This window comes from Pseudomonas sp. Soil_N_39 (assembly GCF_057655955.1).
Genome location: NZ_JBDGLI010000016.1, coordinates 121,204 through 134,330, shown reverse-complemented (window position 1 = coordinate 134,330; position 13,127 = coordinate 121,204). Strand labels below are relative to the sequence as shown.

Here is a 13,127-nt window from a genome sequence, read left to right as displayed (position 1 = left end):
CTTGCTCGCGATAGCGGTGGATCAGTTTGCATTGAGGTTGAATGTGCCGATGTCATCGCGAGCAAGCTCGCTCCCACAGTTTTTTTGTGGTGTTCACAGGAGTTGTGTCCACCGCCAATCCCTTGTGGGAGCAAGCCTGCTCGCGATGAAGGCAACCGGGTCTTCCGGTTTGCCGCGACCTTACTCCAGCGCCGCCGCCGGGCCGAAGAATTCGTAGCGGCTCTGCCGGTCCGGCACGCCCAGGGCCTTGAGGTGGCGCTTGACGGCGCCCATGAAACCCTTCGGCCCAAGGAAATAGGCATCCAGGTCACGCTGCTCCGGCAGCCATTGCGCCAACTGCTCCTGGCTCAACAGCCCCACCTTGTCCGCCGCCGGGCTCAAGCCGTCGTCTTCGTCGTAGCAGTAAAAACGCTTGAGCTGCGGATACCGCTTGGCTAGGTCGTCGATCCAGTCGCGGAAGGCATGGGCGCGGCCGTTGCGTGCGCAGTGAATGAAATGCACCGGACGCTCGGTTTGCAGCGCCGCCTGCAACATGGCCAGGGTCGGGGTGATGCCGACGCCGCCGCTGATCAGCACCAGGGGCTTGTCGCTGGCGGTCAGGTAGAAGTCCCCGGACGGCGGGAACAACTGGATGCGGCTGCCAACCTCGAAATGATGATGCAGGTGATTCGACACCCGCCCGCCCGGCTCACGCTTGACGCTGATCCGGTACTGGCCATTGTCCGCCAGGGCCGACAGCGAATAGTTACGGCGCACTTCCTCGCCATCGAGGATGAGCTTCATGCCGATGTACTGGCCCGGCTCGGCCACCAGGATCGAGCCCTTGTCCGCCGGTTCGAAATAGAACGAGGTGATCTCCGAGCTTTCCTGGACCTTGGCCGCCAGGATGAACTCACGCTCGCCACGCCAGCCGCCCGGCGCCTCGGCTTTCTTGTCGTACATGCCGGCTTCGGCACCGATCAGGATATCGGCCAATTGGTTGTAGGCAGCGCCCCACGCCGCGATCACTTCGGGCGTGGCGATCTCGGCACCCAACACCTCGGCGATCGCCCGCAGCAGGCACGCACCGACAATCGGGTAATGTTCCGGCAGGATCTGCAAGGCAACGTGCTTGTTGACGATTTTCGCCACCAGGTCGCCCAATTGGTCGAGTTGGTCAATGTGTCGCGCATACATCAACACACCGTTGGCCAGCGCACGGGGTTGATCGCCACTGGCCTGGTGGGCCTGGTTGAACAGCGGGCGCACTTGCGGGTATTCGGACAGCATCATGCGGTAGAAGTGAGTGATCAGCGCTTCACCGCCGCTTTCAAGCAGGGGCACGGTGGAGCGAATGATGGCGCGTTCTTCTCGACTGAGCATAAGGTGACTCCTGACGTATGACCGATAACAGTTGCGTAACTCATATCAGTTTCCGTGCCATAAATTTTTATCTTTAATATCAGCAAGTTAAAAACAGTGTAGTCATATCGACACGACCCGCTTTATAGTCGCTATGACTACATGGAGTCATTATGACCGCAACTGCCCTGCTCACCTCGCTGCTGCCGCTGGTGGCCGACTTGTCCCGTGAACTGCCTGAGGGCGAACGTTATCGACGCCTGCTCGGCACTTTGCGCGCCCTGCTGCCTTGCGATGCGGCGGCGTTGTTGCGCCTGGACGGCGACTGCCTGGTGCCGCTCGCCGTGGATGGCTTGAGCACCGATACACTGGGCCGGAGATTCCGCGTCAGCGAGCACCCACGCTTCGAAGCGCTGCTGGCCAACCCGCAGCCCACCCGCTTCGCCGCCGACAGCGGACTGCCCGATCCGTACGACGGGCTGGTCGAGGGGCTGGCCGAGCATCTGGAAGTCCACGACTGCATGGGCTGCCCGCTGTTCGTCGACGAGCGCCCCTGGGGCCTGCTAACCCTGGACTCTCTGGATCCGGAGCGCTTCGAGCCCATCGACCTGAGCGCCCTGCAAGCCTTCGCCAGCCTTGCTGCCGCCACGGTCAGCGCCGCCGAACGCATCGAGCGCCTGGCCTTGAAGGCCGAGGACGAACACCGCCGCGCCGAGGTCTATCGCCAAGCCAGCGGCCAGCAACACCGCGACATGGTTGGCCAGAGCAAGGCCCACAAGCGCCTGGTGGAAGAGATCACGCTGGTGGGCGGCAGCGACCTGACGGTATTGATTACCGGCGAAACCGGCGTGGGCAAGGAGCTGGTTGCCCAGGCCATCCATGCCGCGTCGAAACGCGTCGGGCAACCGCTCATCAGCCTCAACTGCGCCGCCCTGCCGGATACGCTGGTGGAAAGCGAACTCTTCGGCCATGTACGAGGCGCCTTCACCGGGGCCACGAACGACCGGCGCGGCAAGTTCGAACTGGCCGACGGCGGCACCTTGTTCCTCGACGAGGTGGGTGAGTTGTCCCTGACCGTCCAGGCCAAGTTGCTGCGGGTGTTGCAAAGCGGCCAACTGCAGCGCCTGGGTTCGGACAAGGAGCATCGGGTCGATGTGCGCCTGATCGCGGCCACCAATCGCGACCTCGCCGACGAAGTGCGCAACGGCCATTATCGGGCCGACTTCTACCATCGCCTGAGTGTGTACCCGTTGCAGGTGCCGGCGCTGCGCGAGCGCGGACGGGACGTGCTGCTGCTCAGCGGCTTCTTCCTGGAACAGAATCGTTCGCGCATGGGCCTGGGCAGCCTGCGCCTGACCAGCGACGCCCAGGCCGCATTGCTGGCCTACGACTGGCCGGGCAACGTACGCGAACTGGAACACCTGATCGGTCGCAGTGCCCTGAAGGCCTTGGGCCGGTGCCCGACGCGCCCGAAAATCCTCAGCCTCAGCGCCCAGGACCTGGATTTGCCCCAGGCGCCTGTGGATAACCCTGCACCATCGTCCACCGGCCCGGCACCGGCCCTGTCCGGCGTGACGGGGGACTTGCGCGAAGCGGTGGACCAATTCCAACGCAATTTGATCGCCGCCTGCCTGGAACGTCACCAGCACAACTGGGCCAGCGCCGCCCGGGAGCTGGGTCTGGACCGGGCGAACCTGGGGCGGATGGCCCGCAGGTTGGGGCTGAAATAGAAACCTGTGGCGAGGGGATTTATCCCCGCTGGGCTGCGCAGCAGTCCTGAAACCTTTCGCCTGCGAGTATCAGACCGAACGCGCTCGACCGCTCTGGGGTTGCTACGCAACCCAACGGGGATAAATCCCCTCGCCACAGATAAATCCCCTCGCCACGGTTCGCACATTCAAAGGAGGTTGATCGAGTGATTTGGGTCGCCGATGGCTTTCGCCCTAAAGCCTGCCCCCGACAAGTCGATAACCCGATATCACAAGCTGTTCTGGCGATCTCTTTGCTCGCCCCACCTTTTTCCACAGAAGGTTTTTATGTCTTCCAACAAAGCCCGCGCAGATTCACTTTCGCTTCTGCTGTTTACCTTGCGCAGCGGCAAGCTGATGGCGATCAACCTGCTCAAGGTCAGTGAAATCATTCCCTGCCCACCGCTGACCAAGCTGCCGGAGTCCCATCCACACGTCAAAGGCATCGCCACCCTGCGCGGAACATCGTTGTCGGTGATCGACCTGAGCCGCGCCATTGGCGAGCGGCCGCTGGAAGACCCGGACGGCGGCTGCCTGATCGTCACCGACGTGAGCCGCTCCAAACAGGGTCTGCATGTACAGGCGGTGAGCAAGATCGTGCATTGCCTGACCACCGACATCAAACCGCCGCCCTACGGTTCCGGCGGTGTGCGCGCGTTCATCACCGGCGTGACCTCGGTGGACGGCACGCTGGTGCAGGTATTGGATATCGAAAAGGTCATCCATGGCATCGCACCGGCGCAGATCGAAACCGCACCGACCGAACTGAGCATGGAAGATGCCGAAGTCCTGGGCAACGCCCGGATCCTGGTGGTCGATGACAGCCAGGTGGCATTGCAGCAATCGGTGCACACCCTGCGTAACCTGGGCCTGCAATGCCACACCGCCCGCAGCGCCAAGGAAGCCATCGATTGCCTGCTGGAGCTGCAAGGTACTGCGCAGGAGATCAACCTGATCGTTTCCGATATCGAAATGTCGGAAATGGACGGCTACGCCCTCACCCGGACCCTGCGCGAAACGCCGGACTTCGCTCACCTCTACGTGTTGCTGCACACTTCCCTCGACAGCGCCATGAACAGTGAGAAAGCGCGACTGGCGGGCGCCAACGGGGTGCTCACCAAGTTCTCGTCGCCCGAATTGACCAAGTGCCTGATCACAGCGGCCAAGGCCGTCGCTGAACAAGGTCGCTGAACTCTATCCGCGTCGATGCGGGCCAAGCTCAACGAGGCTGCGATCTTCGCGGCCTCTGAACACTGTCCTGACCTCAGGCATACTCCTGCCCTGATTCCCCTGAACAAGGACATTGTTGATGAAAACCCCTACGCTGATCCTCCTCGGCCTCACTGCCGCCATGGCCTTTCAGGCCCAGGCTTCCAGCCCCGACGCCTGGGCCGCCTACGACAAAAAAGTGCTCGCCAGTTGCCTCAAGGCCAGCGGCCTGAAAGATCCCAAACCCGTCGGCACCGCCGCGCAATTCGACGACCGGGTGGGCTACACCGCTTTGTTGCTGCAAGGCCAGTACCCGCAGAAACACATGAAGGGAGCGACGGGCACCGAGCTATGCCTCTACCGCAAGAAAACCAGGACCGCCTTCGTGACCGAATGGGACTCGATCCGTCCGACCGACGCCCCTCGATGAATGGCGCATAACTTGCTTCGCACGGCTTATCGCGGCGTTTTTCTGTCGCCGCTTTCAGCCTATTGCCTTCGGTCGATCAATGAACACAACGTTTTCCTGCGTAGGGTGCGGTAAATGCTGCACGGGTCATCACGTTCCCCTGACGCTCGACGAAGCCAGGATGTGGGCGAATGACGACGGCCAGGTGATTGTCCTGGTCGAGGCCTTCCTGGCCAATGGCCTCGGTCTGCCGGTGGCGCAACGCGAACACGCCGAACGCCGTTCGGCGGTGGTCCGTAGCGGCAATTGCGAGGCCCTCGTGGCGATCACCTTCGCCGCTTATAACCCCGGCCCTTGCCATAATCTGGACGCTGACAACCTGTGCCGCATCTACGAGCGCAGGCCCTTGGTCTGCCGCATCTACCCCATGGAAATCAACCCCCACATCCCGCTCAATACCGCCGCCAAGGATTGTCCCCCGGAGTCATGGGAAACGGGGCCGCAGTTGATCGTCGGCGGTGAACTGGTGGACCAGGACCTGGCCCGGCTGATCGAGCGTTCACGCCAGGCCGATCGTGAGGAAATCGCCATCAAGGAACGCATTTGCGTGTCCCTGGGCATCCACACGACAGCGTTGAAGGGCGACGGATTCACGGCCTACCTGCCGAACATGGCTGCGTTTGCCGCCGCTATCGATCAGGCTCGCTCGCAGCCGGTGGACCAAGAGGCGGGTGAATGGCAGTTCCATCTGTCCGGTGATGACATTGCCAGCCAAGTAACGGCCAGTGGAGCAAGCGTTGTCAGCGAAGCGCCGGTCAACTACGCCTTCATTTCCTTGCGGGCCGCATAGGGGCTTTCAGAAGTTACAAAATCAGAGCCCACCACAGATCAAATGTGGGAGCGGGCTTGCTCGCGAAAACGGTCTGGCATTCAACATCAATGCAAGCTGACCCGACGCCTTCGCGAGCAAGCCCGCTCCCACAGGTAGAGTTTGCGATATCCCAATCAAACTCCCCTCTCGCCTAACCCGCGCCAGGAATGTTAGCGTGCTTGGTATTCCCTGCAGATGAGCCTTGCACGATGAAAAAAACCGTACTTGCCTTCAGCCGTATCACGCCGCCCATGATCGAACGCTTGCGCCAGGACTTCGACGTGATCGTGCCCAACCCGTCGAACGGCGACATCAACGCGCAGTTCAACGAAGCCTTGCCCCACGTCCACGGGCTGATCGGTGTCGGTCGCAAGCTCGGCCGCGAACAACTGCAGAACGCCACGAACCTGCAAGTGGTCTCCAGCGTGTCGGTGGGCTACGACAACTATGACCTGGCCTACTTCAATGAACGCGGGATCATGCTCACCAACACCCCGGACGTACTCACCGAAAGCACCGCCGACCTGGCCTTCGCCCTGCTGATGAGCAGCGCCCGGCGCGTGGCCGAGCTGGACGCCTGGACCAAGGCCGGGCAATGGCAAGCGACGGTTGGCCCGCAGTTGTTCGGCAGCGACGTGCATGGCAAGACCCTGGGCATCGTCGGCATGGGCAACATCGGCGCAGCCATTGCCCGACGTGGCCGGCTGGGGTTCAACATGCCGATCCTCTACAGCGGCAACAGCCGCAAGACCGAGCTGGAAAACCAGTTGGGCGCACAATTCCGAGAATTGGACCAGTTGCTGGCCGAAGCCGACTTCGTCTGCCTCGTTGTGCCGTTGAGCGAGAAAACCCGCCACCTGATCGGTCAACGTGAACTGGGCCTGATGAAGTCGAGCGCCATCCTGGTCAACATTTCCCGTGGCCCTGTGGTAGACGAACCAGCGCTGATCGAAGCCCTGCAAAACAACCGCATCCGCGGTGCCGGGCTGGATGTCTACGAGAAAGAGCCACTGGCCGAATCGCCGCTGTTCCAGCTGAAAAACGCTGTCACCCTGCCCCATATCGGTTCCGCCACCTACGAAACCCGTGAGGCCATGGCCAATCTTGCTGTGGATAACTTGCGCAGTGCCTTGTTGGGCGAGCGACCGCAGAACCTGGTCAACCCGCAAGTCTGGAAATAACCCGCTAGCGGGCTGACTCGCTCCCAAGGTCCATACTGTGGCGAGGGAGCTTGCTCCCGCTGGGCTGCGCAGCAGCCCCTTCCGGTATATCTGAAGCAGCGCGGTGGCAGATACACCTTGGGGTTGCTCCGCAACCCAGCGGGAGCAAGCTCCCTCGCCACGGGGGTTCGCTAGACGTTGTGTCTCAGCGAGCACCCAGCGCGACTTTCGCTGCCACTGGCCGGGGCTTGCGAAACACCAGTACGTTCCCCAGCATCACCAGCACCAACCCCACCAATGCCGGCGCCGTCCACTGGTAGCCCTCGACAAACGCCGAGACATTCAACGCCACCACCGGGAACAATACGGTGCAATACGCCGCCCGCTCCGGCCCCATGCGACCCACCAGTGTCAGGTAGGCGGTGAAGCCGATCACCGAACCCGGGATCACCAGGTACAACAACGAGCCGATGTAGCGCGTGTTCCATTCCATGTCGAACGGGATGCCTTTGACCGCACACCACACCGCCAACATCGCTGCGCCATAAGCCATGCCCCAGGCATTGGTGGTCAGCGGCTTGAGGCCGGCTTTCTGTTGCAGGCTCGACAGCATGTTGCCTGCCGAGAAACACAACGTCCCCAACAGCGCCAGCGCCAAGCCAAGCAAAGTTTGCGGACTCGCGCTGTGGCCGGCCAGTTCCGGCCAGAACAGCAGCGCCAACCCCGAAAGCCCCAGGGCGCCACCCAACAGTACGTTACGTGCAATCCGCTGACCGAAGAACACGCGAGCATTGAAGGCGTTCCAGAGCGTGGCGGTGGAAAACACCACGGCGACCAAGCCACTGGGAATCCATTGGCTGGCGGTCAGGAAGCACATGAAGTTGATGCAGAACAGACACAGGCCCTGGGCAACGCAAATCAAATGGCCGCGCCGGTTCATCACCTGCAAGCGCCGGCTGAGCAAGAGCATCGCAAACAGGATCAACGCCGCAAGGCCAAAGCGATAAACGATCGAAACCGGGATGGCGACCACACCCAGTTGCAATTTCAGGGCAATCCAAGTGGTGCCCCAGATGAGCACGGTAAGCAGGTACAACGAGAGGTTCATGACGGCGACTCCTGGCAATGGCTCCCAGTGTCATGCCGATGCTTGTCCGTCGCTTGCGTAAACTTGCGGTTTTTATGAGCGATGGGCTGGCAGGGAGTGGTCTACGGAGTAGGATGCAAGCGTTGGAGAACCAATCATGTCCACACTGCAAAGCCTGCAAGTCTTTCAAGCCCTCAACAGCTCGCCCAACGCTCGCCTGGAGCACAGCGCCGAGCTCGGAGACGGCTTGGCGGCCGCTTTGTGGAGCAATCATCACGACGCCCAGGACTATGAGGGGCCGACTCACCATACGTTGTCCTGCTACATCGCCGGCGGCACCGGTACGTTTCGCCGCGAGCGACCCGATACCACGGGGGCGCCGGGCAAACTCTGCGTACTGCCCGCCGGGCATGAATCGGCCTGGGTCATCAACGGCGACATTCGCCTTGCCCACCTGTATTTCAGCCCTGAACAATTCGCCCTGGGTTGCATCACGTTGCTGGACCGCGAGCCCCGGCAGGTGCAACTGCACGAGGAGACCTTTCTCGACGACCCGCAACAGGCACAACGCTTTCGCCAGTTGATCGCGCTGAACTGGGACGAACCCGCTGAACGCCTGCTGACCACCAGCCTGGCCCATGACCTGCTCAACCACCTGCTGCTCAGCCAGGTCGGCCAGCGCCAGGGGCTTCGCCTCAAGGGCGGCCTGGCGGCTCACCAGCGGCGGTTGCTGGTGGATTACGTCGACAGCCACTTGGCCGAGGCCATTAGCCTCGGGCAACTGGCGGCACTGTGTGCATTGTCCGAATACCACTTCGCGCGGATGTTTCGCGAAAGCTTCGGGCTGCCGCCGCATCAATATGTGCTGGCACGACGGCTTGCCCTGGCGCGGCATCTGTTGCGTAGCACTTCGCAACCGTTGGGCGACGTGGCACTGGCCTGCGGATTTGCCAGCGCCAGTCACTTCACCCATCGTTTTCGCCAGGCCCTGGGCGCGACGCCCGGAGAGTATCGGCAGGCGTTTTTGCGCTAGCCCCGGCTATCGCCATCGCGAGCAAGCTCGCTCCCACAGGGGTTCTGTGCTGAACATAAAATTCACCCACTGAAGATCCAGTGTGGGAGCGAGCTTGCTCGCGATGACGCCGGCACACTCAACATCCATGCAAGCCGACCCACCGCTATCGCGAGCAGGCTCGCTCCCACATTGATTGCTCTTCACCAGATAAACGGGTCACATACAAAAGCAAAACGGGCCTGCAATTGCAGGCCCGTTTTTTTTCGGTAGGAATTGAAATGAACAAGGCTTCAGCCGTGAAGCGAGGCCCGTTCGTTCTCCAGGAATTCTTCTTCCAGCATGGCATCAGCCACGGCCATCGAGTCGGTCGGACCGTTGGTCACGGCACGCTTGCCGCGCAGTTTGCCGAACAAATGCTCCAGGGCATTTTCAAGTTTGGTGGCCGCGCCTTCGATCGCCAGTTCCAGCGAATCGGCCTTGTGGGTCACGGAAATCGGCTGATGGCCCTTTGGCCGTGCTTCAAGCTGGCAACGCAGGTCATGAGGACCCGGCTTGTCGCCATTCTCGTCCCGCAGATGAACCTCGACCCGTGTCAGGTCCTCTTCGTAACGTTCGAGCGTGCTTTCGATGGTAGTACGTACCCACTCCTCCAGTCGGATGCTGCTTTGAATATGGTTATCGCTGTTGACTTGGATTTGCATAGTTCATCCCTTATTTCAGCTAGCTCGCCGGGGGCCGTCGACGTTGATGCAACGACCCCTTGAATACAGAGTCGGGCTGGCGGAGGAACAATTCAACCCCTGGGAAAAGATAAATATTCATATGCAAATAAAGCCGGACAACGGGCAAAAGCACTGTTAATGTCGGGAGTTGCCCCGCCCTGCCCACCCTCCGCAAATTGCCTCCCCTCCTGCACCGTCAACGAACATCCGCACGTTATTGCCCCGAAACGGGCAGCCGCATTCCAGAGCGTTCGGCGCTTGGGCACCGGGATCATTGTCCGACGGTTTTTCCGGCATGCCACTTGCTAACTCCCTGTAGGAGCTGCCGCAGGCTGCGATCTTTGATTTTTGAAGTCTGCCTGGTCCCAGGAATCTCGAGATGAACACGATCATGGAATGGCCGATGGTCCGGTGTTGCGAACTAATCCCGATCACGGCCGGTCAACAACTGCACGTTCAATCAGGCGGTGACGCATCATGGACAACCCTTTTCAGATCATTACCGACGCTTTTGCGCCGCACTATCAGATCAACCTGAGTATCCAGGGCCTGGATGGCAGCATCATGCTGACCCTGTCCAAGAGCGGGCGCATCGTCGCCAAACGCATGATCAGCGCCCAGCAACGCAACGACCCGGAGCGGCTCAAGCGCCTGGTGCAAAGCATTCAGTTCGGCATCGCCATCGAGCAGGGCCACAGCGCTGTGGCCATCCTCGAAGCCATGACCGGCGGCGACAACATCAAGCTGCCGCCACCGCATGCACAGGGTGTGGCACCTTCTGCCGCTGGCCTTTAAATCTCGCCTTTCTCCACTTCGGCATGTTCGCTTGAACCCGCGCCGACCTTGCGGTGCGGGTGCTCGATCTTCACCGAGGGGAACTGCGACGACGCATAGCGCACCACCAGGATCGAAAACGCCAGCAGCAGGATGCCACCGCACAGGTAGATGATCCCCAGGTCGGGCGGGCTGTGGTGGGAAACGTTGGAAATCAACAGCCGCGTCAGCGCAGTGATCGCCACGTAGATCAGAAACCGCACCGGCATGTGGTTGGTTTTGAAGTAGATCCCGACCATCGCCCCCAATTCCAGGTAGATGAACAGCAGCAGGATGTCATCGATCTTGATGTGCCCCGCCTCGAGCATCTGCAAGAACTCCATCACCGCGGCCCACGCGGTCACCGCACCGATGGCGAACAGCGCCAGGTAGTGGAAGGTCTCGACGAACAGGTTTCCCAGGGACTCGGCCAGTTGATGGACGTTCTGCCGCAGATTCTCGGCCCAGTTGATTTTCACGATGTAGTTTCCTTAGGTCGACTCGACCGGATGATGCGGGTTGGACGTGACGGTTGTTCTGCATGCAGAAAAAAGGCCAGCGACTGAGGGTGAGATGGCGATAGGCTGGTATGCGGCACTTTTGGGGCTTCATGCGGCCGGATCGCGAGCAAGCTTTGCTCCCACACAAGCTTTGCTCACATTAGCTTCGCGCTCACATGCCGAAATCGGTCTACATTAAAAAGCCACTATCCAAAGCAACAGGATTCGCTTATTCTTTTGCCTGTATATAAATACAGTAGTCGCAAAGACAAACCAATGTGAAGGCATGTGAGGTGGTGAATGGCCGTCGAAGTGGTATACCGCAGCAGCCGAGATCTGGAGCGCTTGTTCATGGATAAAGCCGAAGCTGACCGTCATGACAAAATGCTGGAACTCGCCGAATTGCTGGCTGAAGTGTTGCAAAAAGCCGTTCCATCGCTGAGCGAGCAACAGGTCGAGGAAGCCGGGATCTACATGGCGAAGAATCGGGATGTGTTCGCCAAGGCATTCAAGAGCCAGCCGGACGCCTTGTCCGAACTGCTCAACCCGTCGGACGAGTAACCAAAAAGATCGCAGCCTTCGGCAGCGCCTACACCGCGTAGGAGCTGCCGAAGGCTGCGATCTTTTTTTTCAATAATAACGACGTGGGTCCGAATCGATCAGGCTCGCCAGCTTGGTCAGGGCGAAGCGCAGTTCGTCCTGGCTGGTGGGCGACATCAATACCAACCGCACGCACCGGGTGGTCCCTGAACGCTCGGCCTGGAACTGGGTGCCGCTGAGCACCAATACGCCGTTGGCCCGGGCGAGCATGGTGAATTCGTCGCTGGTCCATGGCTCGGGCAGCGTCAACCAGACGTGATAGGAATACGGCTGGGTCTTGAGCTCGAAATTGGCGAAAATTTCCCGGGCGATCGCTTGTCGCCCCGCCGCCTCGTTGCGCTGGATGCGGATCAGTTTCTTGTCCAGGCCTTCGGTAATCACATTGCTGGCCAGTTGCGCAGTCAACGGCGACGGCATCCAGACACTGCTGCGGACCATCGAAGTCAGGCGTGACAGCAATTTCGGTGGACTGTAGATATAACCGATGCGAAGCGCCGGCATGACTGACTTCGACAGGCTGGTCAGGTACACCGAACGATCCGGCGCAAAGGCCGACAACGGCTTGATCGACGGATCGGTAGCCAGGAAGCCATAAATGTCATCGTCCAGGATGATGAAGTCGAATTCCTCGGCCAGCGCGGCAATCTGGGCCCGACGTTTCTGCGACATGATCGCCGCCGTCGGGTTCTGGCAGGTCGCCACGCACACCAGCATCGCCGGTTTCTCTCGCAGGCATAGTTCGCGCAAGGCTTCAGGGATGATGCCTTCGTCATCCATCGGCACGCCACGCAGGCGACGCTCAAGGCCGTGAGCCAGGGAAATGATACCGGGGTAGCACAGCGCCTCGCAAAGCACCAGGTCACCGGCGTTGGTCAGGGCGCTCATCGCAACCATCAAGCCGTGCTGGGCCCCGGCGGTAATCACCACTTGCTGCCATTGCGCGTCGGGCAATGAATGACGCAACCATTGCGCCCCCGCCTCACGATGGGCCGGGTGACCGCCGTCCGGCGCGTAATCCAGCGCGCGCGCGAAGTCGGTGCTTTTCGCCATGCCCACCAGCGCGCCGCGCAACCAGTACTCCAGGGTCTCGCTGTAGGGCTTGATGATCGAAAGGTCGAGCAGTTCGGATTGCCCCAGGTTCAGCGGCGCGGCGGCGCTGTTGCTGGCCGGCAGTTCCAGCTGCTTCTGGTTGAGCACATAAGTGCCACGCCCCACTTCTCCCTGCACCAGCCGACGCCGATGGGCTTCGCTATAGGCACGGCTGATGGTGCCTGGCGTGACATTCAAGGTGGTGGCCAGCTCCCGCAAGGTCGGCAAGCGATCGCCCTCGTTCAGCACGCCGTTGTTGATATCGCGCGCCAACGCATCGGCAATCGACAAATACATCGGCTGGCTGAACTCGCTTAGCTGGGGAACCCACATGAATGATCACTGCCCATCGTAGAAATGATGAATATCCGAGCATATCACATGGAGGTTAGGCAACTAATAATTCGACACATACGATTCATTGAGTCGATTGATGCGATTTTTGAATTGTTTATCAATGTGGATTCAAGAAATTTTACAACAAATAATAATCATAAAAATCAATATATTAACCATCAAATATCCTAAAAATGCTCCGTAATAGCAGAAAAATATCTCGTAAC

At 60.3% G+C, this 13,127-nt stretch carries 13 protein-coding genes; 8 read left to right on the top strand and 5 right to left on the bottom strand.

All coding sequences use genetic code 11. From position 1 onward, the window contains the following. Positions 1-180: 180 nt before the first annotated feature. Positions 181-1,362: an NO-inducible flavohemoprotein gene (hmpA, locus tag AC3A5O_RS21995; protein ID WP_305491070.1), complete on the bottom strand. Its 1,182-nt coding sequence runs from the start codon at positions 1,360-1,362 to the stop codon at positions 181-183. Between the two features lie 152 nt (positions 1,363-1,514). On the opposite strand from hmpA, the gene norR reads away from it, so the two are divergent. The 5 genes from norR (at position 1,515) to AC3A5O_RS21970 (ending at position 6,759) form a co-directional block, all read left to right on the top strand. Beyond that, complete coding sequence (norR, locus tag AC3A5O_RS21990; RefSeq protein WP_305468383.1) at positions 1,515-3,071, top strand: nitric oxide reductase transcriptional regulator NorR; 1,557 nt, start codon at positions 1,515-1,517, stop codon at positions 3,069-3,071. A gap of 306 nt (positions 3,072-3,377) precedes the next feature. Further along, on the top strand, positions 3,378-4,280 hold the full coding sequence (locus AC3A5O_RS21985) for a chemotaxis protein CheV (protein WP_030139917.1): 903 nt from the start codon (positions 3,378-3,380) through the stop codon (positions 4,278-4,280). Positions 4,281-4,398: 118 nt separating this feature from the next. Next, a complete protein-coding gene (locus AC3A5O_RS21980; protein ID WP_122567040.1) occupies positions 4,399-4,728 on the top strand; it encodes a hypothetical protein in 330 nt (109 codons plus the stop codon). 79 nt (positions 4,729-4,807) lie between these two features. Continuing rightward, the gene (locus AC3A5O_RS21975) at positions 4,808-5,557 is read left to right on the top strand and encodes a YkgJ family cysteine cluster protein (protein WP_122567041.1); all 750 of its coding nucleotides are present in this window, start codon (positions 4,808-4,810) and stop codon (positions 5,555-5,557) included. A gap of 230 nt (positions 5,558-5,787) precedes the next feature. Continuing rightward, positions 5,788-6,759, top strand: coding sequence for a 2-hydroxyacid dehydrogenase (locus tag AC3A5O_RS21970; protein ID WP_487753713.1), 972 nt, complete (start codon positions 5,788-5,790; stop codon positions 6,757-6,759). Between the two features lie 184 nt (positions 6,760-6,943). Here AC3A5O_RS21970 and AC3A5O_RS21965 read toward each other — a convergent pair whose 3' ends face one another. Then, a complete protein-coding gene (locus AC3A5O_RS21965) occupies positions 6,944-7,846 on the bottom strand; it encodes a DMT family transporter (RefSeq protein WP_122567043.1) in 903 nt (300 codons plus the stop codon). Positions 7,847-7,982: 136 nt separating this feature from the next. Between AC3A5O_RS21965 and AC3A5O_RS21960 the strand changes: the two genes are divergently transcribed. Next, positions 7,983-8,858: a helix-turn-helix domain-containing protein gene (locus tag AC3A5O_RS21960; RefSeq protein WP_305482187.1), complete on the top strand. Its 876-nt coding sequence runs from the start codon at positions 7,983-7,985 to the stop codon at positions 8,856-8,858. A gap of 272 nt (positions 8,859-9,130) precedes the next feature. Here AC3A5O_RS21960 and AC3A5O_RS21955 read toward each other — a convergent pair whose 3' ends face one another. Further along, positions 9,131-9,541 (bottom strand): HPF/RaiA family ribosome-associated protein, encoded by a 411-nt coding sequence (locus tag AC3A5O_RS21955; protein ID WP_122567046.1) that lies wholly within the window; start codon positions 9,539-9,541, stop codon positions 9,131-9,133. Between the two features lie 498 nt (positions 9,542-10,039). On the opposite strand from AC3A5O_RS21955, the gene AC3A5O_RS21950 reads away from it, so the two are divergent. Next, positions 10,040-10,357 carry a DUF3509 domain-containing protein gene (locus AC3A5O_RS21950; protein ID WP_122567047.1) on the top strand — a complete coding sequence of 106 codons (318 nt, stop codon included), beginning with the start codon at positions 10,040-10,042 and terminating at the stop codon, positions 10,355-10,357. Here AC3A5O_RS21950 and AC3A5O_RS21945 read toward each other — a convergent pair. Continuing rightward, a complete protein-coding gene (locus AC3A5O_RS21945; protein ID WP_053125067.1) occupies positions 10,354-10,854 on the bottom strand; it encodes a phosphate-starvation-inducible protein PsiE in 501 nt (166 codons plus the stop codon). The two genes, AC3A5O_RS21950 and AC3A5O_RS21945, sit on opposite strands and share 4 nt — an antisense overlap. Positions 10,855-11,175: 321 nt before the next feature. Here AC3A5O_RS21945 and AC3A5O_RS21940 point away from each other — a divergent pair, with 321 nt between their 5' ends. Then, positions 11,176-11,436: a YebG family protein gene (locus AC3A5O_RS21940; RefSeq protein WP_003205410.1), complete on the top strand. Its 261-nt coding sequence runs from the start codon at positions 11,176-11,178 to the stop codon at positions 11,434-11,436. A 69-nt stretch (positions 11,437-11,505) separates the two neighbouring features. On the opposite strand, the gene AC3A5O_RS21935 is transcribed toward AC3A5O_RS21940, so the two are convergent. Further along, the gene (locus tag AC3A5O_RS21935) at positions 11,506-12,897 is read right to left on the bottom strand and encodes an aminotransferase-like domain-containing protein (RefSeq protein ID WP_060740717.1); all 1,392 of its coding nucleotides are present in this window, start codon (positions 12,895-12,897) and stop codon (positions 11,506-11,508) included. Between the last annotated feature and the right edge of the window lie 230 nt (positions 12,898-13,127).